Annotated in this window: 1 protein-coding gene; it reads right to left on the bottom strand. The window is 55.2% G+C overall.

Annotated features, from left to right (window positions below; genetic code table 11):
• Positions 1-135: 135 nt before the first annotated feature.
• Positions 136-1,526, bottom strand: a 1,391-nt coding sequence (gene pykF / locus QMM04_RS22425; protein ID WP_282997099.1) for a pyruvate kinase PykF, incomplete at its 5' end; no start/stop codon positions are given.

The following is a 1,526-nucleotide window of genomic DNA, read 5'->3' as shown; positions in this document are numbered from 1 at the left end:
TTAATCGGACTAACCTTAATTGTGCGGGATATTGAATAGTTATTATCGATTGGAATTTTCCGCTTTCTGTCTTAGGCGCGGAATAAAAAAAAGCGCCCCGAAAGGCGCTCTTTTAAATAAACATCACCGGCTCGATCAGAGTACGTGCACCGACGCGGTGTTGGTGGTTCCGCTCGGTACCAGCGCACCCGAAACCATCACCACGACATCGCCTTTCTGCGCGTAGCCGCTCTGCAGCGCCATCTCTTTGCCGATGCGGTAGAAATCATCGGTCGAGGCGATTTCGCTCACCAGACGCGTTTCAATCCCTTTGCTGAGGATCAGCTGACGCGCAGTGGTCTGGTTAGTGGTCAGGGCCAGAATGGTGGCATCCGGGAAGTATTTACGCACGGATTTAGCTGACTTACCGCCTTCGGTCGCCACCACAATCACCGGCGCTTCCAGTTTCTCAGCGGTCTCAACGGCGCCACGGCACACTGCTTCAGTGATACGCAGCTTGCGCGAATCCTGCAGGGAATCAATGCGCGATTTCATCACGCGATCGGTACGCTCGCAGATGGTCGCCATGATGGTGACCGACTCCAGCGGGTATTTACCCTTGGCGCTCTCACCGGACAGCATCACCGCGTCGGTGCCGTCGAGGATGGCGTTGGCCACGTCGCCGGCTTCAGCACGGGTAGGGCGCGGGTTCTTGATCATGGAATCCAGCATCTGCGTCGCGGTGATTACCACTTTGCGCGCTTTATTACACTTCTTGATCATCATCTTCTGCGCGAAGATCACTTCTTCAACCGGGATTTCCACACCGAGGTCACCACGCGCGACCATGATGCCGTCAGAGGCTTCCAGGATCTCGTCGAAGTTGTTCAGGCCTTCCTGGTTTTCGATCTTGGAGATGATCTGAATGTGCTCACCGCCGTGGGCTTTCAGGTGCTCACGGATTTCCAGCACGTCAGAACGTTTACGGATGAAGGAAGCCGCAACGAAATCCACGCCTTGCTCGCAGCCGAAGATCAGATCACGCTTGTCTTTTTCCGCCAGCGCCGGCAGCTGAATGGACACGCCCGGCAGGTTGACGCCTTTGTTTTCGCCAAGGTCGCCATTGTTCAGCACTTTACACACCACGGTGTTTTCCGTGACTTCGGTGACTTCCATGCCGATCAGACCATCGTCGACCAGCACGGTGTTACCAATTTTCAGGTCTTCGGTGAAACCGGCGTAAGTAACGGCAACGCGCTCGCTGTTACCAATCACTGACTGATCGGTGGTGAAGGTGAAGGTCTGGCCAGCTTTCAGGGACACATCGTTGCCACCGTCCAGTTTCATGGTACGGATTTCCGGGCCTTTGGTGTCCAGCAGAATCGCGGCCTGGCGACCGGTTTTTTCCATGACGGCACGCATGTTGGTGATGCGCTGACCATGTTCGGCATAATCCCCGTGAGAGAAGTTCAGGCGCATGACGTTCATGCCCGCTTCCAGCAGTTGAGTCAGCATCTCTTCAGATTCGGTTTTCGGACCGATAGTAC

This window comes from Pantoea sp. Pa-EAmG (assembly GCF_030024295.1).
Classification (GTDB): domain Bacteria; phylum Pseudomonadota; class Gammaproteobacteria; order Enterobacterales; family Enterobacteriaceae; genus Pantoea; species Pantoea dispersa.
This window is presented reverse-complemented; position numbering and strand designations above follow the sequence as displayed.